The 24,907-nt window shown below is 56.8% G+C and carries 18 protein-coding genes; 7 read left to right on the plus strand and 11 right to left on the minus strand.

Annotation, left to right across the window (positions count from 1 at the left end; genetic code table 11):
- Positions 1 to 58: 58 nt before the first annotated feature.
- Complete coding sequence (malG, locus tag C3F35_RS10440; protein ID WP_032615951.1) at positions 59 to 949, plus strand: maltose ABC transporter permease MalG; 891 nt, start codon at positions 59 to 61, stop codon at positions 947 to 949.
- A gap of 94 nt (positions 950 to 1,043) precedes the next feature.
- Here the strand turns inward: malG and psiE are convergent, their stop codons facing one another.
- Positions 1,044 to 1,454 (minus strand): phosphate-starvation-inducible protein PsiE, encoded by a 411-nt coding sequence (gene psiE, locus C3F35_RS10445; RefSeq protein ID WP_032615949.1) that lies wholly within the window; start codon positions 1,452 to 1,454, stop codon positions 1,044 to 1,046.
- Positions 1,455 to 2,067: 613 nt separating this feature from the next.
- Entirely contained in the window at positions 2,068 to 3,717 is a 1,650-nt protein-coding gene (gene pgi / locus C3F35_RS10450) for a glucose-6-phosphate isomerase (RefSeq protein ID WP_032615948.1), read from the minus strand.
- Positions 3,718 to 4,021: 304 nt separating this feature from the next.
- Between pgi and lysC the strand changes: the two genes are divergently transcribed.
- Positions 4,022 to 5,371 (plus strand): lysine-sensitive aspartokinase 3, encoded by a 1,350-nt coding sequence (gene lysC / locus C3F35_RS10455; protein WP_077226928.1) that lies wholly within the window; start codon positions 4,022 to 4,024, stop codon positions 5,369 to 5,371.
- 32 nt (positions 5,372 to 5,403) lie between these two features.
- On the opposite strand, the gene C3F35_RS10460 is transcribed toward lysC, so the two are convergent.
- Both C3F35_RS10460 and C3F35_RS10465 read right to left on the minus strand, forming a co-directional pair.
- Entirely contained in the window at positions 5,404 to 6,192 is a 789-nt protein-coding gene (locus C3F35_RS10460; RefSeq protein WP_103793486.1) for a nucleotidyltransferase domain-containing protein, read from the minus strand.
- A 5-nt stretch (positions 6,193 to 6,197) separates the two neighbouring features.
- Positions 6,198 to 7,424: an RtcB family protein gene (locus C3F35_RS10465; RefSeq protein WP_077226927.1), complete on the minus strand. Its 1,227-nt coding sequence runs from the start codon at positions 7,422 to 7,424 to the stop codon at positions 6,198 to 6,200.
- A gap of 187 nt (positions 7,425 to 7,611) precedes the next feature.
- On the opposite strand from C3F35_RS10465, the gene rtcR reads away from it, so the two are divergent.
- The 3 genes from rtcR (at position 7,612) to C3F35_RS10480 (ending at position 10,579) form a co-directional block, all read left to right on the plus strand.
- Positions 7,612 to 9,186 (plus strand): RNA repair transcriptional activator RtcR, encoded by a 1,575-nt coding sequence (rtcR, locus tag C3F35_RS10470; RefSeq protein WP_103793487.1) that lies wholly within the window; start codon positions 7,612 to 7,614, stop codon positions 9,184 to 9,186.
- A gap of 112 nt (positions 9,187 to 9,298) precedes the next feature.
- Entirely contained in the window at positions 9,299 to 10,243 is a 945-nt protein-coding gene (gene panS / locus C3F35_RS10475; protein ID WP_059308958.1) for a ketopantoate/pantoate/pantothenate transporter PanS, read from the plus strand.
- A 63-nt stretch (positions 10,244 to 10,306) separates the two neighbouring features.
- Positions 10,307 to 10,579: a DUF3811 domain-containing protein gene (locus C3F35_RS10480; RefSeq protein WP_032615937.1), complete on the plus strand. Its 273-nt coding sequence runs from the start codon at positions 10,307 to 10,309 to the stop codon at positions 10,577 to 10,579.
- On the opposite strand, the gene rluF is transcribed toward C3F35_RS10480, so the two are convergent.
- The 3 genes from rluF to metH form a co-directional block, all read right to left on the minus strand.
- A complete protein-coding gene (gene rluF / locus C3F35_RS10485) occupies positions 10,580 to 11,455 on the minus strand; it encodes a 23S rRNA pseudouridine(2604) synthase RluF (protein ID WP_032615936.1) in 876 nt (291 codons plus the stop codon).
- A 146-nt stretch (positions 11,456 to 11,601) separates the two neighbouring features.
- A complete protein-coding gene (locus C3F35_RS10490; protein WP_032615934.1) occupies positions 11,602 to 13,233 on the minus strand; it encodes a Na/Pi cotransporter family protein in 1,632 nt (543 codons plus the stop codon).
- A 218-nt stretch (positions 13,234 to 13,451) separates the two neighbouring features.
- Positions 13,452 to 17,135, minus strand: coding sequence for a methionine synthase (gene metH / locus C3F35_RS10495; RefSeq protein ID WP_032615932.1), 3,684 nt, complete (start codon positions 17,133 to 17,135; stop codon positions 13,452 to 13,454).
- A 194-nt stretch (positions 17,136 to 17,329) separates the two neighbouring features.
- Between metH and iclR the strand changes: the two genes are divergently transcribed.
- Positions 17,330 to 18,154, plus strand: coding sequence for a glyoxylate bypass operon transcriptional repressor IclR (iclR, locus tag C3F35_RS10505; RefSeq protein ID WP_072250920.1), 825 nt, complete (start codon positions 17,330 to 17,332; stop codon positions 18,152 to 18,154).
- Positions 18,154 to 18,576, plus strand: coding sequence for an ASCH domain-containing protein (locus C3F35_RS10510; protein ID WP_032615930.1), 423 nt, complete (start codon positions 18,154 to 18,156; stop codon positions 18,574 to 18,576). Before iclR ends, C3F35_RS10510 begins: the two co-directional genes overlap by 1 nt.
- Here the strand turns inward: C3F35_RS10510 and aceK are convergent.
- The 4 genes from aceK to metA form a co-directional block, all read right to left on the minus strand.
- On the minus strand, positions 18,534 to 20,291 hold the full coding sequence (gene aceK / locus C3F35_RS10515; protein WP_103793489.1) for a bifunctional isocitrate dehydrogenase kinase/phosphatase: 1,758 nt from the start codon (positions 20,289 to 20,291) through the stop codon (positions 18,534 to 18,536). The two genes, C3F35_RS10510 and aceK, sit on opposite strands and share 43 nt — an antisense overlap.
- 124 nt (positions 20,292 to 20,415) lie before the next feature.
- Positions 20,416 to 21,720 (minus strand): isocitrate lyase, encoded by a 1,305-nt coding sequence (gene aceA, locus C3F35_RS10520; protein ID WP_103793490.1) that lies wholly within the window; start codon positions 21,718 to 21,720, stop codon positions 20,416 to 20,418.
- Between the two features lie 32 nt (positions 21,721 to 21,752).
- Positions 21,753 to 23,354 (minus strand): malate synthase A, encoded by a 1,602-nt coding sequence (gene aceB, locus C3F35_RS10525; RefSeq protein WP_103793491.1) that lies wholly within the window; start codon positions 23,352 to 23,354, stop codon positions 21,753 to 21,755.
- 270 nt (positions 23,355 to 23,624) lie between these two features.
- On the minus strand, positions 23,625 to 24,554 hold the full coding sequence (gene metA, locus C3F35_RS10530) for a homoserine O-acetyltransferase MetA (protein WP_032615921.1): 930 nt from the start codon (positions 24,552 to 24,554) through the stop codon (positions 23,625 to 23,627).
- Positions 24,555 to 24,907: the final 353 nt, after the last annotated feature.

Below are 24,907 nucleotides of genomic sequence, written 5' to 3' on the forward strand. Positions count from 1 at the left end.
CAGCGTTCAAAACGGCAAGCAAAATAGCCTGGAGCGGTGTTAAGGAGTAAAGAATATTATGGCTATGGTCCAACCCAAATCTCAAAAGCTGCGCCTGCTGATTACGCACCTAGGGCTGCTGATTTTTATCGCGGCGATCATGTTCCCGCTGCTGATGGTTATCGCCATCTCCCTGCGTTCCGGCAACTTCGCCACCGGTAGCCTGATCCCGGAGCAAATCTCCTGGGAGCACTGGAAACTGGCGCTGGGCTTCAGCGTGGAACACGCCGATGGCCGCGTCACGCCGCCGCCGTTCCCGGTACTGCTGTGGCTGTGGAACTCGGTGAAAGTCGCCACCATCACCGCGATTGGTATCGTGACCCTCTCCACCACCTGCGCTTACGCCTTTGCCCGTATGCGCTTTAAAGGGAAAGCGACACTGCTGAAAGGGATGCTGATTTTCCAGATGTTCCCGGCGGTCCTGTCGCTGGTGGCCCTGTATGCGTTGTTCGACCGCCTCGGCCAGTATGTGCCGTTCATCGGCCTGAACACCCACGGCGGGGTGATTTTCGCCTATCTTGGCGGCATCGCACTGCATGTGTGGACCATCAAAGGCTATTTCGAAACTATCGATAATTCGCTGGAAGAAGCGGCATCGCTGGATGGCGCAACCCCTTGGCAGGCATTCCGTCTGGTGCTGCTGCCCCTGTCGGTGCCGATTCTGGCGGTCGTCTTTATTCTGTCGTTTATCGCCGCAATCACTGAAGTGCCGGTCGCGTCACTGCTGCTGCGTGATGTGAACAGCTACACGCTGGCGGTAGGGATGCAGCAATACCTCAACCCACAAAACTACCTGTGGGGCGACTTTGCCGCAGCCGCCGTACTCTCCGCTATCCCGATCACCGTCGTGTTCCTGCTGGCCCAGCGCTGGCTGGTGAACGGCCTGACCGCAGGGGGCGTGAAAGGTTAAGTATCATTGTTATACCACTGCAACCCTCAACTTTGCCTTGATGTCTTGATCCAAACTTGTGACTGTATTCGGCGGCCCTCGGGCCGCCCTTTTTTTATTCCCGTTTCAGTCGCTTCGAGTTGCACAGCCAGAGCGTAACCACCAGCAGCAGGATGGCCGCCGAATAAAGCAGCACGTCGAGGGGCGATTTATGATCGACGATGATCAGCCGCACAATCGCGGTGATCCCAATGTAGACAAAGTAGCGAAGCGGGAAGTGAAAGCCCGACTGAAAGTACTTAACGATCAGGGCGATAAATTCGAAGTAAAGAAAGTAAACCACCAGCCCTTCAACCAGCTCGTATTTGCTGGTTTGCTCAGGGGCAAAAAGCACATCAGCCAGATGCACCGTCTCTTTACCGAGGAAGATGACGAGAATCAGGCCAAGGCTCAACAGACCCAGGTTCAGCACGGTCTGTAAAAGGGTCGAGATAAACTCAACGCGTGGGCGAGTCAGGGATGTCATACAGCACCTCATTCTCCGGGGCGAGGTTCCTGTATAACGCAAAAATGTGACGGGGATCTATATTTTTTGTTTATATTTTGTTCAGGTGGCAAACCCGCAGGTAAAAAAATGCCGGCAATAAGCCGTAATGCCAGTCAGTTAAACGATTCGGTACTTCTCAGTGACTGAAGTGGAAAGCTTCCGTTCACTACAGCACCTCTGCTTATGCCCCCTCCGCTGCGGTCATCGCTTCGGCGATGTTCAGCCGGACTCCCCCACCCTCACGCTTCTCAGTCGCCTGAATGTGGCACGGGTGTTGAGTCCCCGCTGAAACCGGCGAACCGGAGACCGGATGACAAGGGCTGGACGCCAGGGATGGCGGCCAGAGGCGAATCGAGACAGGATGTCGCGTTGAGCCGACCGCAGGCAGCCGGTCGGGAGGTGAGCGCAGTGCGAAGCACCGGTTTCATTGCGGGGCCGCGGGGATTGACAAGGGGGGCCCGGCGGCCCCCCTTGTCACGTTCACGGGTTGTGGAATGCCATCTTCTGCTGAACCTGAGGTGAACGGAACAATCCACCGGGCTTAACTAAGCGGCATTACGACAATAAGCCGAAACTGTTCACAGCAGCGAGATTAGGCACGCCATGCTTTATAACGGTTAATCAGACCGTTGGTAGAGCTGTCGTGGCTGTTAATATCCTGGTTATCACCCAGCTCCGGCAGAATGCGGTTAGCCAGCTGTTTACCCAGCTCCACGCCCCACTGGTCGAAAGTGAAGATGTTCAGGATGGCGCCCTGGGTGAAGATTTTGTGCTCATACAGGGCAATCAGCGCGCCCAGGCTGAACGGGGTGATCTCACGCAGCAGGATGGAGTTAGTTGGACGGTTGCCTTCGAACACTTTGAACGGCACAACGTGGTCCAGGGTCGCAGGATCTTTACCCTGATCGCGATACTCCTGCTCAACCACATCACGCGCTTTACCGAACGCCAGCGCTTCAGTTTGCGCGAAGAAGTTCGACAGCAGTTTCGGATGGTGGTCAGACAGCGGGTTGTGCGTAATGGCCGGGGCGATAAAGTCGCAAGGAACCATTTTGGTGCCCTGGTGGATCAGCTGGTAGAACGCGTGCTGGCCGTTGGTGCCTGGCTCACCCCAGATGATTGGGCCGGTCTGGTAATCCACGGCGTTGCCGTTACGGTCAACGTATTTACCGTTGGATTCCATGTTGCCCTGCTGGAAGTAGGCCGCGAAACGGTGCATGTACTGGTCGTACGGCAGGATCGCTTCGGTTTCAGCGCCGAAGAAGTTGTTGTACCAGATGCCGATCAGCGCCAGCAGTACCGGCAGGTTTTTCTCTGGTGCGGTGTTGGCGAAGTGGTTGTCCATCGCGTGCGCGCCGGAGAGCAGCTCAACAAAGTTGTCGTAGCCCACGGAGAGGATGATCGACAGGCCGATAGCGGACCACAGGGAGTAGCGGCCCCCTACCCAATCCCAGAACTCAAACATGTTGGCGGTGTCGATACCGAACTCGCCAACCGCTTTGGCGTTGGTAGAGAGCGCCGCGAAGTGTTTCGCAACATGCTGCTCGTCGCCAGCCGTTTTCAGGAACCAGTCGCGCGCGCTGTGGGCGTTGGTCATGGTTTCCTGGGTGGTGAAGGTTTTGGACGCCACCAGGAACAGCGTGGTTTCCGGGTTCACCTTTTTCAGCACTTCGGCGATGTGGGTGCCATCGACGTTAGAGACAAAGTGCATGTTGAGGTGATTTTTATATGGACGCAGCGCTTCGGTCACCATGAACGGGCCGAGGTCGGAGCCGCCGATACCGATGTTGACTACGTCGGTGATCGCCTGGCCAGTGTAGCCTTTCCAGTTACCGGAGATGATGGCTTCAGAGAAGGCTTTCATCTTTTCCAGTACGGCATTCACTTCCGGCATCACATCTTTGCCGTCAACGATAATAGGGGTATTGCTACGGTTACGCAGAGCCACATGCAGTACTGCGCGGTCTTCGGTGCGGTTGATCTTCTCACCGGAGAACATGGACTTGATGGCACCGCTCAGATCGGTCTCTTTCGCCAGATCCTGCAGTTTTGCCAGCGTCTCTTCGGTGATGCGGTTTTTGGAAAAATCGACCAGCATCTGATCGTCGAAGGTCGCGGAGAACTTACTGAAACGATCGCCGTCTTTCGCGAACAGTTCCGCGATGGTGACGTCTTTCATTTCATCAAAATGTTTCTGTAATGCCTGCCAGGCTGAAGTCTGCGTTGGATTGATATTTTTCATAGCAATACTCTTCTGAATTGAGAATTGTGACCTCGGTCGATTGTAGCCTCTGTCGCCAAAAATTGTGATGGTTTTTATGCCATTGGCCTGGCCTGCATCAAGTGCAGCTCAAAAGCTCCAAAAGTATAGCTGTTATAAGTCCTGTTTCTCATATGGAAGGCAGCATGAAAAATCCGCATAATCCCGGCGTTGACAGGATCCCCTGCACATTTTATTTATACACACGGTATTTGCGCCTGCACCGATAAAACTATTTTGTCCTTGTGCCATGGTCGCTTTTTTCCTTCCCTGACACGAGGTTGTTATGACGAGTTTTGTTGTCGCCAAATTTGGCGGTACCAGCGTGGCCGATTACGACGCCATGAACCGCAGCGCCGATGTGGTGCTGGCCGATCCTGATACCCGCCTGGTGGTGCTGTCCGCTTCGGCTGGCGTCACCAATCTGTTGGTCGCCCTTGCTGAAGGGCTGGAAGCGAACGAGCGCCAGGCGAAGCTCGAAGCGCTGCACAAAATTCAGTTCGATATTCTTAGCCGCCTGCGCGATCCAAGCGTGATCAGCGAAGAGATTGAGCGCCTGCTGGAAAATATCATCACCCTGGCGGAAGCCGCCTCTCTGGCCACCTCCACCGCCCTGACCGACGAGCTGGTCAGCCACGGTGAGCTGATGTCGACCCTGCTGTTTGTCGAAGTGCTGCGCGAGCGTAACGTTGACTCGCTGTGGTTTGACGTGCGTAAAGTGCTGCGCACCAGCGACCGCTTTGGCCGTGCCGAGCCGGACATTACCGCCATTGCCGAACTGACCACCCAACAGCTGGCACCGCGTCTGGCAGAAGGCATTGTCATCACCCAGGGCTTTATCGGTAGCGAAGCCAAAGGCCGCACCACTACGCTGGGCCGTGGCGGCAGCGATTACACCGCAGCCCTGCTGGGCGAAGCCCTGAAGGCGTCCCGCGTGGATATCTGGACGGACGTGCCCGGTATCTACACCACTGACCCGCGCGTGGTACCGGCGGCAAAACGTATTGATGTGATCGCCTTTGAAGAAGCCGCTGAGATGGCGACCTTTGGTGCGAAAGTACTGCATCCGGCGACGCTGATGCCTGCCGTGCGCAGCGATATTCCTGTTTTTGTTGGCTCCAGCAAGGATCCAAAAGCGGGCGGCACCATGGTGTGCAATACCACCGAAAACCCGCCGCTGTTCCGTGCCCTGGCGCTGCGTCGCAAGCAGACCCTGCTGACCCTGCACAGCCTGAGCATGTTGCACTCCCGCGGCTTCCTGGCCGAAGTGTTTAGCATTCTGGCGCGCCACAGCATCTCGGTCGATCTGGTGACCACCTCAGAAGTGAACATCGCCCTGACCCTGGATACCACTGGTTCCACTTCCACTGGCGATACCCTGCTGACCCAGTCCCTGCTGATGGAGCTGTCGGAACTGTGCCGTGTCGAGGTGGAAGAAGATCTCGCCCTGGTGGCCATCATCGGCAACGAGCTGTCCCGCGCCAGCGGCGTGGGCAAAGAGGTATTTGGCGTGCTGGAGCCGTTCAACATCCGCATGATTTGCTATGGCGCATCCAGCTACAACCTGTGCTTCCTGGTGCCTGGCGCCGAAGCCGAGCAGGTTGTGCAGAAGCTGCATCACAACTTGTTTGAGTAAGATGAACATGGCCCGGATAACCGGGCCTTTTTTTATCCTGCCAACACCGTTCTCATCAGCAGTGAATCCAGCGAAGCTATCTCACCATCGCGGCTGTCGGGCAGCGTGGGTGGGTTTTCACCCCGTTCGAGCTCATGCTGAATAAAAGCGTGCAGCAAAGGGCGTCTCGGGCCGTACTGTGCTTCTCCCGCGCGCTGTTTTATCGCCAGCAGCTCATCGATCTCCTGACGTAACGCCGCATCAAGCTCGCTTCCCGCCAGCAGTTCGGCAAAACGCATCGGCGGCATGCCTTTTCCTGCCTCTACCCAGCGCACCGCTAACAGCGGCCGCAGGACGTAAAAATACTTCTTCAGCCGCACCTCTTCGTCCTGTAAATAAACGCGGAAGTTTTTGCGCGCCATCGAGTAGTAGTGCCAGCGCGCGCGAACGGGGGAAAACCAGGCGGGCACCTGCGTGCGTAGCTCTGTTATCACCCTGTCGCTCTGCTGATAGACCACCGGCGAATCCAGCCACTCAATAAGCGTAGGGTTGGCCGCTTTAAGCAGGCCAAGCGCCTTGCGCCACTCCCAGCCGCTGACGTCCAGTTCGTCGTCTATGGGCAGCTCGATCACGTCCCGCTGCGGTTCGACGCGTAAATACCAGTCAGGCTTATGCACATACAGGAAGCGCACGTCATAATCGCTGTCCGGGGAGGCGAATCCCCAGCCCCGGCTGCCCGATTCGCAGGCGTACAGCACGGTGACATTGAATCGCTGCTCTATTTCGTGGAGTTGCTGCCGCACGCGCTCGCGCATGGCGGTATCCACACCGTTATCAGTCATCTCTTTTATCCTTTTACACACACAACCTGACGCAGGGTATGAACGATTTCGACCAGTGAGGCCTGGGCCGCCATAACGGCATCAATGTCTTTATAGGCCATCGGGATCTCATCGATCACCTCGTTGTCTTTTCTGCACTCGACATGGGCCGTGGCGCGGATCTGATCGGCAACGGTGAAGCGTTTTTTGGCCGCCGTCCGGCTCATCACCCGCCCTGCCCCGTGGCTGCAGGAGCAAAAGCTCTCTTCATTGCCCAGGCCGCGCACGATAAAGCTCTTCGCGCCCATCGAGCCGGGGATGATCCCCATCTCGCCCTTCTGCGCCGATACCGCCCCTTTGCGCGTCACCAGTACCTCTTCACCAAAATGCCGCTCTTTCTGGACATAGTTGTGATGGCAATTCACCGCCTCCTGCTGGGTCAGGAAAGGTTTTGGCACAATGCGCGAGAGCGCGGCCAGCACGCGCGCCATCATCACCTCGCGGTTATGGCGGGCAAAATCCTGCGCCCACTCCACGGCTTCGATGTAATCGTTATAGTGCCGACTCCCCTCCTGGAAGTAGGCCAGGTTTCTGTCCGGCAGGTTGGCGATATGCTGCTGCATATCTTTCTGCGCCAGAGTGATAAACACATTGCCGATCGCGTTGCCCACGCCGCGCGAGCCACTGTGCAGCATGACCCACACGCGTTGCTGCTCGTCCAGGCAGATCTCGATAAAGTGATTTCCGGTACCCAGCGTGCCCAGATGCTGATGGTTATTGGTTTTCAGCAGCTGCGGGTACTTATCCGTCAGCCTTTTAAAACGGGGTGCCAGCGTCGCCCAATGGTTATCCACTTCATCCGGCGTCTTCTCCCATGCTCCCTTGTCGCGACGGGAGCGGGTATTGGTGCGCCCGTGTGGCACCGCCTGCTCAATGGCGCTGCGCAGACCGTGAAGATTATCCGGCAGATCGGCTGCCAGAAGGGATGTTCGCACGGCAATCATCCCGCAGCCGATATCCACCCCCACCGCCGCCGGAATGATGGCCCCTTTGGTGGGGATCACGCTGCCAATGGTGGAGCCTTTCCCGAGATGGACATCCGGCATCACCGCCAGATGTTTAAAAATAAACGGCATCTTCGCGGTATTCAGCAGCTGCTCGCGCGCCTCTGGCTCCACGGGCACGCCATGCGTCCACATTTTTACGGGCGCACTGTGCTGCGCCGTTAACACGTCAAAATCATTCTTTTTCATGGTGCTGACCCTCAGGACTGTCTGTTACCGGAAGTATTGCCAGAAGCGTGCCAGAATCCTTAGCCTCCACACATAAAATTTATCTAATTGATTAGATTGATTTTTATTTTCAACGCCTCGCCAGATATTGCTTAACCCGCAGAATATTTTTATCTTTTAGTATCGATCTTTATCTTGCAGGATAAATATGAAAAAGCGGCGAGTGGTTATTGGTGTTCTGGGCACGGTGATGGACAAACGCGGCAAGCGGGCCAACCGCTTACGCAAATGGCGCCCGACCGTCGCCCTTTGCCAGCAGCCCGATCTCCCCGTCGACAGGCTGGAGTTGCTCCACCAGCCGCAGGATCGGGGGATGGCTGAACAGATAACGGAAGACATCAGGCTGCTTTCACCCCATACCACCGTGCGCCCATGGCCCGTCACCATTGCCGATCCCTGGGATTTTGAAGAGGTCTACGCCGCGTTCCTCGACTTCGCCACCCACTACACGTTTGACACCGAGAATGAAGAGTACCTGGTGCATATTACTACCGGCACCCACGTGGCACAGATCTGCTGGTTTTTACTGACCGAAGCGCGGTATCTCCCCGCCAGCCTGATCCAGACCGGCCCCGCCAGCAGGGATGCCTCCGAAGAGGCCGTACCCATCGGGCGTTACTCGATCATCGACCTGGATTTAAGCCGCTATACCACGCTGACCAGCCGCTTTCAGCGCGAGCAGCAGGAATCCATTTCGTTCCTGAAAGCGGGGATTGATACCCGCAATGCCACCTTCAACGCCCTCATCGACCAGATCGAGCGTGTGGCGCTACGCTCGACCGCCCCTGTTTTGCTGACTGGCCCCACAGGGGCCGGAAAATCCTTCCTCGCCAACCGTATATATCAGCTTAAGCAATCCCGCCATCAGCTGACGGGCAGGCTGGTGGCGGTCAACTGCGCCACGCTGCGGGGGGACAACGCCATGTCCACCCTGTTCGGCCATGTCAAAGGGGCGTTTACCGGGGCGGCAACCGCGCGCGCCGGACTGCTGCGTGAGGCCGACGGCGGCGTATTGTTTTTAGATGAGATCGCTGAACTGGGCCTCGACGAACAAGCCATGCTGTTGAAAGCCATCGAAGAGAAAACCTTCTTCCCGTTTGGCTCCGATAAAGAGGTAAAAAGTGATTTTCAGCTGATTGCCGGTACGCACCGGGATATGCGGCAGTGGGTGGCGGAAGGGCGTTTTCGTGAGGATCTCTGGGCGCGTATCAATATGTGGAGTTTTGCCCTGCCCGGCCTGGCGCAGCGTCGCGAGGATATCGCCCCCAACGTGGAGTACGAACTGCAACGTTTCGCGACGCAAACGCAATCCCAGGTGCGTTTCGACAAAGAGGCGCGTGAGCGCTATTTGCGTTTTGCTGACTCGCCTCAGGCGTTATGGCGCGGCAACTTTCGTGAACTGGGTTCCTCTGTCGCGCGGATGGCCACGCTTGCCGAACAGGGGCGCATCACCTTAGCGCTTGTTGAGGAGGAGATCGTCAGGCTGCAGGAGAGCTGGCAGACCGCCGCGCCATCTCCGGTCATGGACCTGGATCTTTTCGACCAGCGACAGCTGGAAACCGTGCTGGAAGTGTGCCGTCGTAGCGCCTCTTTATCCGAGGCCGGACGGGAACTCTTTGCGGTTTCGCGCATGAAGAAAGCCAACCCTAACGATGCCGACAGGCTGCGCAAATATCTCGCCCGCTTTGGCCTGAGCTGGGAACACCTCCACCCGGGATCATGAAGAAAATTTGGTTGAACAAAAATCATTAGCAGGATAAACACTATCTCTAAGCCGGGCTTGAACCCGGCTTTTTTTATAACTACATGACACAACACAATCGCAAGGAATACGTATGTTATCCGCTATCACCCGGCTGTTCCCGTTATGGGCGCTGCTGCTCTCTGTTCTCGCGTATTACACGCCAACCACCTTTACCTCCATTGGCCCGTGGGTCACTACGCTGCTGATGCTGATCATGTTCGGCATGGGCGTGCACCTGAAAATCGACGATTTTAAACGCGTGCTGTCACGCCCGGCACCGGTTGCGGCGGGGATTTTCCTGCACTACCTGGTGATGCCTCTGGCCGCCTGGGTGCTGGCCATCGCCTTTAAGATGCCGCCGGATCTCTCCGCCGGGATGGTGCTGGTAGGCAGCGTGGCCAGCGGTACGGCCTCCAACGTGATGATCTATCTGGCGAAGGGGGATGTGGCGCTGTCGGTGACGATCTCCTCCGTCTCCACGCTGGTGGGCGTGGTGGCGACGCCGCTGCTGACACGTCTGTATGTGGATGCCCACATTCAGGTGGATGTGATGGGAATGCTGCTGAGCATTCTGCAAATCGTGGTGATCCCGATTGCGCTGGGGCTGATTATTCATCACCTGTTCCCGCGGCTGGTGAAAGCCCTTGAGTCGTATCTGCCGGCGTTTTCGATGGTCTGCATTCTGGCGATTATCAGCGCCGTGGTGGCGGGCTCTGCGGCGCACATCGCCTCTGTCGGTTTTGTGGTGATTATCGCTGTGGTGCTGCATAACATCATCGGACTGCTGGGTGGCTACTGGGGTGGGAAGCTGTTTGGCTTTGACGAGTCCACCTGCCGTACGCTGGCGATTGAAGTGGGGATGCAAAACTCAGGTCTGGCCGCTGCGCTCGGCAAAATTTACTTCTCGCCGCTGGCGGCACTGCCTGGCGCGCTGTTCTCGGTATGGCATAACCTTTCCGGTTCCCTGCTGGCGGGTTACTGGTCAGGTAAGCCGATCCAGGACCAAAAGAAACACGATGTGGTGAAGGAAGGTTAATTCAGCTTCGCGGCAGCGAAGGCATGCTTTACACTGAAGCCTCGTCCACAGGAGGCTTCAGGTATGTCCACACCGAGATTGACCCAGAAAGACATGACGGAAAGCGAGCAGCGCGAACTGAAAACCCTGCTCGATCGCGCCCGTATCGCCCATGGCCGACTGCTGACCAACGCCGAAACCAATCACGTGAAGAAAGAGTACATCGACAAACTGATGGCGCAGCGTGAACAGGACGCTAAAAAAGCCCGCAAGCTGAGAAAAGAGCAGGCTTATAAGGTGGATAAAGAGGCGACATTTTCCTGGTCGGCAAATACCCCAACCCGTGGAAGGCGCTGATTAGCGCCCTTTCTTTTTGCGCCCTGGCTGGGTAAAGCGTTTGCCGTTTCCGGCCGGTTTGCCCCGGCTTTTCTCTTCCGTTTGCGGCGCCTTGACCACCGGGCGTTTGATGCCCTGCGTTTTCGGCTTTGCCTTCGCTTTCGGTTTCGCTTCTGAGGATGAGTTCTCGATCAGCTTGAACAGCTCAATCAGCTCGTCGTCGGTCAGATCGCGCCACTCGCCCAGCGGGATGCCGGAGAGGCTAACGTTCATGATGCGGGTACGTTCCAGCTTCGTTACTTCAAAACCAAAATGTTCGCACATGCGGCGGATCTGGCGGTTTAACCCCTGAACCAGAGTGATACGGAAGGCGAACGGTGCCTCTTTCTTCACTTTGCACTTTTTCGTGACCGTCCCGAGGATCGGAACGCCCGCCCCCATCCCGCGAATGAAATCATCCGTCACCGGCTTGTTGACCGTGACGATGTACTCTTTCTCATGGTCGTTACCGGCCCGCAGGATCTTATTCACCAGATCGCCGTGGTTAGTGAGGAAAATCAGCCCCTGAGAGTCTTTATCCAGACGGCCAATCGGGAAGATACGGCTGCTGTGGTTAACGAAATCTACAATGTTGTCGCGCTCGCCATCTTCCGTGGTACTGACAATGCCAACCGGTTTATTCAGCGCGATAAACACCAGGTCTTCTTCGTTCCGTGGCTCGATCAGTTGACCATTCACTTTGACCACATCGCCAGGAACAACCTGATCGCCAATAGTGGCGCGTTTACCGTTGATAAACACGTTGCCCTGTTCGATGTAACGGTCAGCCTCGCGGCGCGAGCAGATCCCGCTCTCGCTAATGTATTTGTTTAATCGGGTGGATTGAGTTGGCAGCATAATTTCTCCTGTAGAGGCGAAATATACCTTAGGTTTGGGCTGGTAAAAAGATCAGCCCACGGTCACTGAGACAGGTCTCCGGTTTGCTGAACATCATGACCTGCGTATCAGGCCCCGCAGTGTGGTCCTGCGAGGCGTTATCCAGATTAATACTCATCCCGGCTGTCGTCTTCGTCCGGCTGCTCCATCACACTGTATGCCACCGCGCAGAAGAGCGAGTTAAGACGCTTCATATCCCCCAGCAGGCCCATATGCAGGGAGCTGGTCTCGATGCTTTGCACGTTTTGCTGGTGCAGTCGGTCAACGTGCGCGTGGGAATAGCGGCGGTTGAGGATACGGAAACGGTGCTTGTTACGACGCAGACGACGGGCGCTCGCCAGATCGCTGGAGAAAAAGACCGACATCGCCAGCTTCAGGTTGGCGAGGAGCTGGTCGTGCAGCGCATCCAGCTCTTTGACCCCTTCGAGGGAAAACGCCCGCCGGGCCGCCAGCGATTTATCCGCGATTTCACTCCCCATGCGCTCGACGATATCAGAGGCCTGCTCCAGGTTGAGGGACATCTCGATGATCTCTGCCCAGCGGCGGGACTCCTCCTCCGCCAGCTCATCTTTCGGCATCCGCGCCAGATAGAGCTTAATGGCGGTATAGAGCACGTTGATATCATCCGCGAGCTTGCGCAGATCTTTTTCTTCCCGCGGCTCGCCGTGCATGACCTTTTTTAACCCCTCCAGCATCAGCTCCATGGCATCGCCCATGCGCAGCGTCTCCCGGGCGGCATTGGCCAGCGCCAGCGCCGGGGTGTCCAGGGCTGAGGTATCCAGATGCTTCGGCTTCAGGCGCGCATCCAGCTCTGGCTCATCGCGGATGACCCGCTTGCAGAACCGCGCCATTGGCTCGGCAAAGGGCACCATCGCCACGCAGCGCACCAGGTTGTAGAAGACGTGGAAGTAGATCACCAGCTCCGATTTTGGCAGCGGCAGGTTGTCCATCAGATTTGCGAGCGGATAGACGAACGGCAGGATGACCAGACTCCCCACCAGCTTGAACAGCAGGCTGCCGAGCGCCACGCGACGGGCTGCGGCGTTGGCGGCACTGTTATTAAGTACCGCCAGCAGGCCGGAGCCGAGGTTGGCACCAATAACCAGACACAGGGCCACCGGGAAGGAGATGATCCCTGCCGTGGTGAGCGTGGCGGTAAGCAGCACCGCCGCCAGGCTGGAGTAGCTGATCAGGGCAAACACCGCGCCAATCAGCGCATCCAGCAGGATATCGCCAGTCAGCGAGGCAAAGATGACCTGCACGCCGCTGGCCTGGGTGATAGGGGTGACAGCCTGAACGATCAGCTCCAGCGCCAGCAAAATCAGCCCAAGGCCGATCCCCACCCGTCCCAGTTGCCCGGCGCGGGTCTGTTTGCGGCCAAGGAAAAATATGACGCCAATGAAGATCAGCAGCGGCGACAGCCAGGAGAGATCGAAGGTTAATACGCGCGCCATTAGCGCGGTGCCGACATCTGCGCCGAGGACAATCACCAGCGCAGGGGTCAGCGCCACCAGATCCTGAGCCACAAACGAGGTGACCAGCATGGTGGTGGCATTGCTGCTTTGCACCAGCGCAGTGACGCCAATGCCGGCACAGAACGCGAGCGGCTTTTTCTCAACGCTGCGGCTGAGGACGGTACGTAAGCGGGCGCCAAAAACGCGCATTACGCCGGTGCGGACAATATGTGTGCCCCAGACCAGCAACGCCACGGCAGAAAGCAGATGTAGCAGTGTCAACACGAGTATCGGTTCTCCTTTTCGTTATCCGTTTTCCTGTGGTTCCTTGCAGGCTGTCTTGCCGGATGACGGCGATGGCTTATCCCGCCTGGGCGCATGTACGGTTAGCAAAAGCGCCACCGGGCAATATCGAAGGAACCTTCGTTCAGTATAAGGTCTTAAATGTCAGAAAGAGACAGGGCACCCTGTGGGTGCCCTGTTTGTTGTAAGGAAACGTGACCTTAGTCTGCGTCGTACCCCAGATTCGGCGCCAGCCAGCGCTCCACCTCCGCGACGCTCATCCCCTTACGCAGGGCATAATCCTCTACCTGGTCGCGCTGGATCTGCGCCACAGCGTAGTACTTGCTGTCAGGGTGGCTGAAATACCAGCCGGACACCGATGCACCCGGCCACATGGCGAAGGATTCCGTGAGTTTCATACCGGTATGGGCTTCGACATCCAGCAGCTGCCAGATGGTGCCTTTCTCGGTGTGCTCCGGGCAGGCCGGATAGCCTGGCGCCGGGCGGATCCCCTGGTAGTTCTCGCGGATCAGCTCCTCGTTGCTGAGGTTCTCGTTCGGTGCATAGCCCCAGTACACTTTACGCACCCGCTCATGCAGGTACTCGGCAAACGCTTCGGCCAGACGGTCGGCAATCGCTTTGACCATGATTTTGTTGTAATCATCATGCTGCGCTTCGAAGGCATCCGCCAGCGCGTCCTCCTCCAGCCCGCCGGTTACGGCAAAGGCACCGATGTAGTCGGCTTTACCGCTCAGCTTCGGCGCGACGAAGTCGGCCAGGCAGTAGTTGGCAAAACCGACCTTCTCGGTCTGCTGACGCAGATGGTGGCTGACCGTCAGCACGTGGGTGCGGGTTTCATCGCGATAGATCTCGATATCATCCCCCACGCGGTTCGCCGGGAACAGCCCCACCACGCCGCGCGGGTTGAGGGTTTTCTCTGCGCTGAGCTGGTCGAGCAGGTCGTTGGCATCTTTAAACAGGCGCTGGGCTTCTTCACCCACCACCTCGTCTTCGAGGATGCGGGGATATTTCCCGGCCAGCGACCAGGTCATAAAGAACGGCGTCCAGTCGATGTAGTTACGCAGGGTTTCGATGCTGGCCGTTACCTCCTGCACGCCCAGGCGATGGGCGACGGGCGGCGTATAGCTGGCCCAGTCAAAGGCCAGGTCGTTATCCCGTGCCGCCGCCAGGGTCACCGGCGGGGTACGCGGTTTTTTGCGCGCGTGCTGGATACGCACCGTTTCGTACTCTTTGCGGGTTCTGGCAACAAAGTCGTCACGCTGGGTTGCTGACAGCAACGCCGAGACCACGCCTACCGTGCGCGAGGCGTTCTGTACGTATACCGTCGGCCCGCTGTAGTTCTGCTCGATCTTCACCGCGGTGTGCGCTTTCGAGGTGGTCGCGCCACCAATCAGCAGCGGCAGGGTAAAGCCCTGGCGCTCCATCTCTTTCGCCACGTTGACCATCTCGTCCAGCGACGGGGTGATCAGCCCTGAGAGGCCAATCAGGTCAGCATTCACTTCGCGCGCGGTTTTGAGGATTTTATCCGCCGGCACCATCACGCCCAGATCGATAATTTCGTAGTTATTACACTGCAACACCACACCGACGATGTTTTTGCCGATGTCGTGCACGTCGCCTTTCACGGTGGCGATCACCATCTTGCCGTTGCTGGAACCTTTCTCTTTACTGGCTTCGATAAAGGGTTCCAGATACGCCACCGCCTGCTTCATGACGCGAGCGGATTTGACCACCTGCGGCAGGAACATTTTGCCCTCGCCGAACAGATCACCGACGACGTTCATGCCGTCCATCAGTGGCCCTTCGATCACTTCAATCGGGCGCGTGGCCTGCTGGCGTGCCTCTTCGGTATCCTGTTCGATAAACTCGGTGATGCCTTTCACCAGCGAATACTCAAGACGCTTATTCACGTCCCAGGAACGCCATTCGGCCTGCTGGACGTTGGCACTGTCGTCGGCTTTGCTGCCGCGGTATTTTTCAGCCAGCTCCAGCATGCGCTCGGTGGCGTCGTCGCGGCGGTTCAGAATCACGTCTTCAACCGCGTCGCGCAGTTCGGCAGGCAGGTCGTCATAAATCGCCAGCTGCCCGGCGTTGACGATGCCCATATCCATGCCGTTACGGATGGCGTAGTAAAGGAATACCGCGTGGATAGCTTCACGCACCGGGTCGTTACCGCGGAACGAGAACGAGACGTTGGAGACACCGCCTGAGATCAGGGCATGCGGCAGCTCGCGTTTGATGTCTTCACAGGCCCCGATAAAGTCCTGAGCATAGTTGTTGTGCTCTTCGATCCCGGTCGCCACGGCAAAGATGTTCGGGTCAAAGATAATGTCCTCGGGTGGGAAACCAACCTCTTCGGTCAAAATTTTGTACGCGCGGCGGCAGATCTCAATTTTGCGCTCGCGGGTATCGGCCTGACCGACTTCATCGAAGGCCATCACCACCACGGCGGCACCGTAGCGGCGCACCAACTTCGCGTGATGTATAAAAGGTTCGACACCCTCTTTCATGGAGATGGAGTTAACAATGCCTTTGCCCTGAATGCACTTCAGGCCTTTCTCGATCACTTCCCATTTCGAGGAGTCGATCATAATCGGCACGCGGGCAATGTCCGGCTCCCCGGCGATGAGATTAAGGAAACGCACCATCGCCGCTTCGGCGTCGAGCATCCCCTCATCCATGTTGATATCAATAATTTGCGCGCCGCTCTCAACCTGCTGGCGGGCAACGTCCAGCGCTTCGCTGTATTTCTCTTCTTTAATCAGGCGCTTGAACTTCGCGGAGCCAGTCACGTTGGTACGTTCACCCACGTTCACAAACAGGCTGTCATCGCCGATGTTCAGCGGCTCAAGTCCGGCCAGTCGGCAGGCAACCGGCAGTTCGGGCAGCTTGCGCGGGGCCAGGCCTGCCACCGCGTTGCTCATGGCGGCGATATGCTCTGGCGTGGTGCCGCAGCAGCCGCCGACGATATTCAGGAACCCGGATTCGGCCCATTCGCGGATCTGCGCCGCCATCGTCCCGGCGTCGAGATCGTATTCACCGAAGGCGTTCGGCAGACCGGCGTTCGGGTGGGCGGTGACGTAGCATTCGGCGATGCGCGACAGCTCCTGCACATACTGGCGCAGTTCGTCCGGCCCCAGCGCACAGTTCAGGCCAAAGCTCAGGGCATCGGCGTGGCGCAGGGAGTTATAAAACGCTTCCGTAGTTTGTCCTGAGAGGGTACGGCCAGAAGCATCGGTGATCGTACCGGAGATCATGATCGGCAGATCCACGCCCAGCGCATCGAACTCCTCTTTCACCGCATAGATTGCGGCTTTGGCGTTGAGGGTATCGAACACCGTTTCAATCATGATCAGATCAGAACCGCCTTCCACCAGCGCACGGGTCGACTCGCGGTACGCGGCCACCAGCTGGTCAAAGGTGACATTACGAAACGCCGGATCGTTCACGTCCGGTGAAATAGAGGCGGTGCGGTTGGTCGGGCCAAGCACGCCTGCTACGTAGCGCGGTTTTTCCGGGGTGCGGGCGGTCCATTCATCGGCACAGGCACGCGCCAGTTTGGCCGCCTCGTAGTTGATCTCCGCCGACAGGGATTCCATCTGGTAATCCGCCATGGCGATGGTTGTCGAGTTGAAGGTGTTGGTCTCAACGATATCCGCGCCCGCCTCGAAATAGGCGTAATGAATGGCGGCGATAATCTCTGGCTTGCTGAGAACCAGCAGGTCATTGTTGCCTTTTAGATCGCAGGGCCAGTCGGCGAAGCGGTCGCCGCGAAAGTCGTCTTCACTCAGACGATAGCTCTGGATCATGGTGCCCATACCGCCATCCAGCACCAGAATGCGTTCATTTAACTGCGCACGCAGTTGATCTACTTTGCTGCTCACACTTGCTCCCGACAACGGTCAACCAGGCCAAAAGGCCAGCAGACCATACTGGCATAATCTTGCAAGAGGGAAAAGTCACACCGCGGTAACATGAGACATGTTCACTATAACTGCTCCGATCAGTACGGATAGCGGTTGCAAAACGCCCAAATAAAACGAAAATGATTTCCACGATACAGAAAAAGGAGCCTGTCATGGTCGCCACCGTTCCCGCTAAACGCGGCAGAAAACCCGCCGCCGCAACCGCCCAGCCGGGTGGACAAGTCCAGTCTCTGACGCGGGGCCTTAAACTGCTGGAGTGGATAGCCGAGTCGCACAGCAGCGTGGCGCTGACCGAGCTGGCCCAACAGGCAGGCTTGCCGAACTCCACCACCCATCGCCTGCTCACCACCATGCAGCAACTGGGCTTTGTGCGTCAGGTGGGCGAACTGGGGCACTGGTCCGTGGGTGCCCACGCGTTTATCGTCGGCAGCAGCTTTTTGCAGAGCCGTAACCTGCTCGCCATCGTGCACCCGATCCTGCGTAAGCTGATGGAGGATTCCGGCGAGACGGTCAACCTGGCGGTGCTCGACCAGAGCGATCACCAGGCGATTATTATCGACCAGGTGCAGTGTACCCAGCTGATGCGCATGTCGGCCCCCATTGGCGGCAAGCTGCCGATGCACGCCTCCGGAGCAGGAAAAGCATTTTTGTCCCAGCTCAGCGAAGAGCAGGTCACCGGCCTGTTGCATCGCAAAGGCTTACACGCTTATACCCACGCGACGCTGGTGTCACCGTTACATCTGAAAGAGGATTTAGCCCTGACGCGTAAGCGCGGTTACTCCTTTGATGATGAAGAGCATGCCCTCGGCCTGCGCTGCCTTGCGGCGTGCATTTATGATGAGCATCGCGAGCCATTTGCCGCCATCTCCATTTCCGGGCCGATCTCGCGGATGACCGATGACCGGGTGACCGAGCTGGGCGCGCTGGTGATTAAGGCTGCCAAAGAAGTGACGCTGGCGTACGGCGGAGCGCGCTGATGAGCACGTTAAAATCCTACTGGCAGGATAAATATCCGCAGGCGTTATGCTGGGCTTTTGGCGATTCGCCGACATTGGCCGACGAGCTGGCGGCGCTGGTAGTGGCCGGTAAAAAGCGCGGCACCTGCTGTTCGTTAGCCAGCTACCGCCAGGAGCAGCCTCCCGTCACGCCCGGCGCGTACCATATTGTGCTGAACGGCGCAGGCGATGCCGTCTGCGTTATACGCACGCTCGCGCTCAGGCTGATACGTTTCGATGAAATGACCGCCGAACTGGCCGCCATGGAAGGGGAAGGCGATCTCAGCCTGGCTTACTGGCAATCGGCTCATCAGCAGTTCTTTGAGCGAGAAGGAAGCTGGTCGCCGGAAATGGAGCTGATTTACGAAGAGTTTGCCGTGGTGGAACTCACTGGCCAGCCATAACGTACGCTAAACCGCTGGCGACGGCGGTAGGCGTATACGTCCTCCACGTGCCCGTTCTTAATGCGTGTTTGCAACCTGCGCCAGTAGTCCGCCCGAAACAGATCGGCATGCATCTCCTCAAATAGCGCCCCAATGCGCGGGTCGGCACATAGCCAGTGCCGAAACTCTTCCGGGAAGACATCCCCGGGTGAGACGCTGTACCACGGCTCGCTGGCGAACTCATCCTCTGGATAACGCGGCGGCGGGATCTCACGGAAATTCACTTCCGTCATGTAGCAAATTTCGTCGTAATCGTAGAACACGACCCGTCCGTGCCGGGTGACGCCAAAGTTTTTAAACAACATATCGCCCGGGAAAATGTTAGCCGCTGCCAGCTGACGGATAGCGTTGCCGTACTCTTCGATGGCGTCGTGGAGAACCTGCCCTTCCGCCTGCTCCAGCCAGATATTGAGCGGGACCATCCGGCGTTCGATATAAAGATGGCTGATGGCAATCCGGTCCCCCAGGTCAGTGATCTTGCCTGGCGCTTCCTGGAGCAAAAGCGCCATCAGTTCCGGCGCAATCTGTCGCTTATCAAGCACGAAGTTCTCAAACTCCTGGGTATCGGCCATTCGCCCAACGCGGTCGTGCTCCTTAACCAGCTGATAGCAGGCGCGGACGTGAGCGGCAGACATCTCTTTCTGCGGGGCAAATTTATCCTTAATCACCTTAAAGACCCGGTCAAACCCCGGCAGGGTAAAGACCAGCATTACCATTCCGCGAATGCCCGGTGCCTCGATAAACTGCTCGTCGGCATGGGCGATATAGTGCAGGTATTCCCGATAGCTCTCAGTTTTGGCGTGTTTCTGACACCCTATCGCCATATACAGTTCGGCGGTGGTTTTACCAGGCAGGATCTCGCGCAGCCACTCCACCAGCGCCCCTGGCTGCGGGGCATAGACCATAAAGTAAGAGCGGGCGAAGCCGAAAACGATGCTGGCCTCGGTGTTGGTGGTCAGGCAGGTATCCACCGCCAGTTGTCCTTCATCACTACGATGTATGGGCACTAAAAACGGTACGGTGCCGTCGGGCGTCATCAGTTTGCCAACCAGCCAGGCCGCTTTATTGCGATAGAACAATTCGTTAGCGACCTGCAAATGGCTGTTTTGCAGCGTCTCTGTCCCCACCGCCTCGGACAAATGCGCGATGATATAGTCCACATCACGGGCACGGTTTTGCCACGGCAGGCGCAAAGGGAGATCGGCTAACACTTTGGTGAGTAATGCTTCCCAGCCATGGTCGGGGAAAAAGTCTTTTGCCAGCGGTCGCGGCAGGGTACGAAAACGTTGCTCAGGCTGAGAGCTGAAAATAAAGAGCCGCTCCGGTGATAAAGAGCGGTGATCGAACAGCCGACAATAGACGGAATTGAAAAAGCTTTCCGCTATTTCAAAGCGAGGGTAATCCGGCAGCAGGTGGGTGTAATGCTCTTTCACTCGCAGTAAGAATGCGGCATCGGTAATGGTGTGCCCGGTAATACTGCGTAATTGCTCCACCACCAGGCCAACGTGGTGATCATAAAGGTGAATACGTTGCTTCATCGCCTGCTGCACGGCGTGCCAGTCAGCCTGCTCAAAGCGCTGCTGCGCCCCGGATGTCACTTCAAGGAAACGACCATACTGGGCATCGAAGCCCTGCAGAATGGTTTGTGCAATCAGTAACTCCAGCTCACGCGACATAGATCTCCCTTACCCCTGCCCTCTCGCCACAGGGGAGAAGGCGTAACGCTGTATTGTGCCAACCGTAATAACTCACGCCCTTTTGTTCCCTCCCCCCTGTGGGGAGAGGGTCAGGGTGAAGGGATCAGAACTGTGCTTCTTCGGTTGAGCCTGTCAGTGCGGTCACGGAGGAGGTGCCGCCCTGAATAATGGTCGTCACTTTATCGAAGTAGCCCGTTCCCACTTCCTGCTGATGCGAGGCAAAGGTATAGCCCTGTTTGCTGGCTTCGAACTCCGGCTGCTGGACCTTCTCGACGTAGTGCTTCATGCCCTCGCCCTGAGCATAGGCGTGCGCCAGGTCGAACATGTTGAACCACATGCTGTGAATGCCCGCCAGGGTAATGAACTGGTACTTGTAGCCCATGTCCGACAGCGCCTGCTGGAAACTGGCGATAGTTTTATCGTCCAGATTTTTCTGCCAGTTGAAGGATGGGGAGCAGTTATAGGCCAGCAGTTTGCCCGGATATTTTGCATGGATGGCGTCGGCAAAGCGTTTAGCCAGCGCCAGGTCCGGGGTGGAGGTTTCGCACCACACCAGGTCAGCATAAGGGGCATACGCCAGGCCACGGCTGATCGCCTGTTCAATGCCAGCATGGGTACGATAGAAACCTTCGCTGGTACGTTCCCCGGTAATAAACGGGCTGTCATAAGGGTCACAATCTGAGGTGATCAGATCTGCCGCATCGGCATCGGTACGGGCAATCACCAGCGTCGGAACGCCCAGCACATCAGCAGCCAGACGGGCCGCCACCAGTTTCTGAATGGCTTCCTGAGTCGGCACCAGCACTTTGCCGCCCATGTGTCCGCACTTCTTCACTGAGGCCAGCTGATCTTCGAAGTGAACGGCCGCTGCACCGGCTTCAATCATCGATTTCATCAGCTCGAAAGCATTCAGTACCCCGCCAAAACCGGCTTCCGCATCGGCGACAATCGGCAGGAAGTAATCCACAAAGCGTGGATCCTGCGGCTCAATACCGGACGCCCACTGGATCTGATCCGCACGGCGGAAGGTATTGTTGATGCGCTCCACCACCGCCGGAACAGAGTTTGCCGGATAGAGGGATTGATCCGGGTACATGCTGGAGGCCAGGTTGGCGTCTGCCGCCACCTGCCAGCCTGACAGATAGATCGCTTCAATGCCTGCTTTCGCCTGCTGCAACGCCTGGCCGCCCGTTAATGCACCGAGACTGTTGATGTAGCCCTTTTTCGATTCTCCGTGCAGCAGACGCCACATTTTGGCCGCGCCCAGCTGTGCCAGGGTGCACTCCGGGTTGACCGAACCGCGTAACTTCACCACTTCCTCTGCGCTGTAAGGGCGTTCAATGCCTTCCCAGCGCGGTTGAGTCCACTCATTTTGTAATGCTTCGATCTGTTGGGTACGGGTTTTCATGTGCAGATGCTCCATATTGTTATGTGGTGAAATCACGCCAGCAGGCGGTAGCCAGGCAGCGTCAGGAAATCGATTAACTCGTCTGAGGTGGTGATCTGTTCCATCAGGCGTGCCGCGGCGTCGAAGCGACCACTGCTGAAGCGATGCTCGCCCAGCTCTTCCTGAATGTTCAGCATCTCTTCCGACAGCATCTGGCGGAACAGGGCTTTAGTAACCGGTTTGCCGTTGCTGAGGGTCTTTTGATGATGGATCCACTGCCAGATAGAGGTACGTGAGATCTCGGCGGTAGCGGCATCTTCCATCAGACCGTAAATCGGCACACAGCCGTTGCCGGAAATCCACGCCTCGATGTACTGCACCGCCACGCGGATATTGGCGCGCATTCCCTCTTCGGTGCGTTCGCCCTCGCACGGCTCAAGCAGCTGGGCGGCGGTGACAGGTGCGTCGTCCTCGCGCGTGACGTGCAGCTGGTTTTTGTTATCACCGAGAATGCGGTTGAAGACTTCCATGGCGGTATCAGCCAGACCCGGATGCGCCACCCAGGTGCCGTCATGGCCGTTGTTGGCCTCCAGCTCTTTGTCGGCCTTCACTTTCTTCAATACCTGGGTGTTACGCTCGCTGTCTTTGCTCGGAATGAACGCCGCCATCCCGCCCATCGCGAAAGCGCCGCGTTTATGGCAGGTTTTGATTAACAGACGCGAGTAGGCATTCAGGAATGATTTATCCATGGTGACCACCTGGCGATCCGGCAGGACACGATCGGGGTGATTTTTCAGCGTCTTGATATAGCTGAAGATATAGTCCCAACGGCCACAGTTCAGGCCAACAATATGGTCACGCAGGGCATGCAGTATTTCGTCCATCTGGAACACAGCCGGCAGGGTTTCAATCAGCAACGTGGCTTTGATGGTGCCGCGCGGCAGCCCGAAACGATCTTCGGCATAACTAAAGACCTCACTCCACCAGGCCGCTTCCTGCCAGGACTGGGTTTTCGGCAGGTAGAAATAGGGGCCGCTGCCTTTTGCCAGCAGATTTTTATGGTTGTGGAAGAAATAGAGGGCAAAGTCGAACAGGCTGCCGGGGATCGCTTCCCCATTCCAGGTCACATGTTTTTCCGGTAAATGCAGGCCGCGGACACGACAGACCAGGACTGCCGGGTTGGGCTTGAGCTGATAAATTTTTCCTGCTTCGTTGGTGTGGCTGATGGTGCCATTCACCGCGTCGCGCAGGTTAATCTGCCCTTCGATCACTTTGCTCCAGTCGGGCGCCAGCGAATCTTCAAAATCGGCCATAAAGACTTTCACATTGGCATTGAGCGCATTGATCACCATCTTGCGCTCCACCGGGCCGGTGATCTCCACACGTCGATCCTGCAGGTCCTGCGGGATGCCGCGAATCGTCCAGTCACCTTCTCGAATGGAAGCGGTTTCCGAAATAAAGTCCGGTAGCTTTCCATTATCAATGTCTTGCTGCTGCTGGATACGTGCCGCCAGTAATTTATTGCGCTTTGGCGTGAAACGGGTCACCAGCTCGGTAAGAAACTCAACGGCCTCGGGCGTCAGGACCTGCTGCTCCTGCTCGCCATGCGGTTGGTTAAACGCCAGTTCATCGATAATGGTTGCCTGTTGATTCATTGTGCTGCTCCTCGTCATTGATCCAAATTCACTTCCCCCAGGCGAACGAAAGATCGTTGTGTAGTTTTCGTTCAGCAAAATAAAGACTATCTCGATTTATCGTAAAATCAAAAACTATTTCCATTTTTAATTTAAAATGCATTTAACTGCCTGATATTTATGCAATTAAAAGTTAGTCATCAAGCGGAGTTTATTTCGGAAATAAAAAAGGCACCCGAAGGTGCCTTAACTGGTGAGCTGAAACGCTACAGGAAGAGGATCGTCAGAGGATTAATCCAGCGTCGGATTCATGTGGCGCAGATCGTATGGTGTGATCTGGTAGACGTAGTAGTTGAGCCAGTTAGTAAACAGCAGGTTGCCATGGCTGCGCCAGGTTGCCCGCGGTTTGTTCTGCGGATCGTTTTGTGGAAAATAGTTGTACGGCACGTCCGGGTTTAAACCCGCTTCGACATCACGGAAATACTCGCTCGCAAGGGTGTCGGGATCGTATTCAGGATGGCCAGTGACAAAGGCGATGCGTTTATCTTTGCTAGCGAACAGGTAGGCATCACCCTCTTCGCTTTCTGCCAGGATCTCCAGATCGGTGTAGTCACGGATCAGTGCTGCCGGGAAGTCGGCATAGCGTGAATGGGGAGCCAGGAAGGAATCATCAAAGCCCCGCGTCAGTAATGCATGAGGGTGCAGAATATGGTGCTCATAGACGCCAGAAAGTTTTTCGGTGCGCGTTTGCTTAGGGATGCCGTAAAGAATATTGAGTGCCGCCTGTACCGCCCAACACACAAACAGCGTAGAGGTGACATGATCTTTGGCCCACTCAAGTACCTGCTTGATTTGCGGCCAGTAGGCTACATCGTTGAACTCAACCAGACCTAGCGGGGCACCGGTAACGATTAGGCCATCGAAATTCTCGTCGCGAATATCATCGAAGTTACAGTAGAAGTTATTGAGATGCTCTGAAGGTGTGTTACGGGATTCACGCGCATCAATACGCAGCAGCTGGATATCAACCTGCAGCGGGGAATTAGAGAGTAAGCGGAGGAACTGGTTTTCCGTCTCAATTTTCTTTGGCATCAGGTTAAGGATAAGCACCTTCAGAGGACGAATTTCCTGACCTGTAGCGCGCGATGCCGTCATTACAAAGACATTCTCATCACGCAAGAAATTGACGGCTGGTAGCTCGTCCTGCACCCTAATCGGCATAACCTTATATCCTCACAGCATACGTATAAACGTTTAGACATCCAGATAGCTGACAATAACCAGGAATAAGCCAAATGTCGAGTCTGCATGTGAAAGGTGAGAAAGTTTCAAGGAAGGGGAGTAGGTGCGGCTGGAATTGCCGGGCGGCGCGGCGTGATCCGCAGGCCGGGTAAGGCGAAGCCGCCATCCGGCCGGTTTCTGGGTTTCAGGGTTGTATGGCCTGAGGGTTTCGTGCAGACGACAAAAAACCCCGTACCTTGCGGTACGGGGTTCTGCTTTGATGCCCGGCAAATGCAGTGGGGTCCGGCTGCCCGGCGCCACAACGTAAAAAGCCCATCCGTGAGGATGGGCTT

The organism is Leclercia sp. LSNIH3 (assembly GCF_002935105.1).
GTDB lineage: Bacteria > Pseudomonadota > Gammaproteobacteria > Enterobacterales > Enterobacteriaceae > Enterobacter > Enterobacter adecarboxylatus.

Excerpts from the sequence above, each read along its gene's own strand:
- psiE (WP_032615949.1), bottom strand. The coding sequence starts at position 1,454 with ATGACATCCCTGACTCGCCCACGCGTTGAGTTTATCTCGACCCTTTTA.
- panS (WP_059308958.1), top strand. The coding sequence starts at position 9,299 with ATGTTATCCGCTATCACCCGGCTGTTCCCGTTATGGGCGCTGCTGCTC.
- rtcR (WP_103793487.1), top strand. The coding sequence starts at position 7,612 with ATGAAAAAGCGGCGAGTGGTTATTGGTGTTCTGGGCACGGTGATGGAC.
- malG (WP_032615951.1), top strand. The coding sequence starts at position 59 with ATGGCTATGGTCCAACCCAAATCTCAAAAGCTGCGCCTGCTGATTACG.
- C3F35_RS10510 (WP_032615930.1), top strand. The coding sequence starts at position 18,154 with ATGAGCACGTTAAAATCCTACTGGCAGGATAAATATCCGCAGGCGTTA.
- pgi (WP_032615948.1), bottom strand. The coding sequence starts at position 3,717 with ATGAAAAATATCAATCCAACGCAGACTTCAGCCTGGCAGGCATTACAG.
- iclR (WP_072250920.1), top strand. The coding sequence starts at position 17,330 with ATGGTCGCCACCGTTCCCGCTAAACGCGGCAGAAAACCCGCCGCCGCA.
- metA (WP_032615921.1), bottom strand. The coding sequence starts at position 24,554 with ATGCCGATTAGGGTGCAGGACGAGCTACCAGCCGTCAATTTCTTGCGT.
- aceA (WP_103793490.1), bottom strand. The coding sequence starts at position 21,720 with ATGAAAACCCGTACCCAACAGATCGAAGCATTACAAAATGAGTGGACT.
- C3F35_RS10460 (WP_103793486.1), bottom strand. The coding sequence starts at position 6,192 with ATGACTGATAACGGTGTGGATACCGCCATGCGCGAGCGCGTGCGGCAG.
- aceB (WP_103793491.1), bottom strand. The coding sequence starts at position 23,354 with ATGAATCAACAGGCAACCATTATCGATGAACTGGCGTTTAACCAACCG.
- lysC (WP_077226928.1), top strand. The coding sequence starts at position 4,022 with ATGACGAGTTTTGTTGTCGCCAAATTTGGCGGTACCAGCGTGGCCGAT.
- rluF (WP_032615936.1), bottom strand. The coding sequence starts at position 11,455 with ATGCTGCCAACTCAATCCACCCGATTAAACAAATACATTAGCGAGAGC.
- C3F35_RS10465 (WP_077226927.1), bottom strand. The coding sequence starts at position 7,424 with ATGAAAAAGAATGATTTTGACGTGTTAACGGCGCAGCACAGTGCGCCC.
- aceK (WP_103793489.1), bottom strand. The coding sequence starts at position 20,291 with ATGTCGCGTGAGCTGGAGTTACTGATTGCACAAACCATTCTGCAGGGC.
- C3F35_RS10480 (WP_032615937.1), top strand. The coding sequence starts at position 10,307 with ATGTCCACACCGAGATTGACCCAGAAAGACATGACGGAAAGCGAGCAG.